The 237-nt window shown below is 67.1% G+C and carries 1 protein-coding gene; it reads left to right on the top strand.

Translation table 11 applies throughout. From position 1 onward, the window contains the following. Positions 1–237, top strand: a 237-nt coding sequence (locus AC0IYH_RS33900) for an AGE family epimerase/isomerase (RefSeq protein WP_471838856.1), incomplete at both ends; no start/stop codon positions are given.

Raw genomic sequence — 237 nt, 5'->3', positions numbered from 1 at the left:
CCCGGTGCCGCCTTGGCTGAAGAGCGCGCGGCCGCGCTGTTCCGCTCCCTGCAACGGCATGTCCATGATGCCGAACACGGCGGCTGGTTCTACAGCATCGACCCCGCCGGGCAGCCGCTGGACAAGCGCACAGACCTCTACACCCACGCCTTCATCATCTTCGCCTGCGCCCAGTACTGGGCCAAGGTGCGCGAGCCGCTGGTGGAATCGGTGCTCGATGCCGCACTGGAAGTGGTC

Source organism: Pseudomonas sp. AC463 (assembly GCF_979253585.1).
The sequence above is the reverse complement of the archived record's forward strand: the minus strand, read 5'-3'. Positions and strand labels throughout refer to the sequence as shown.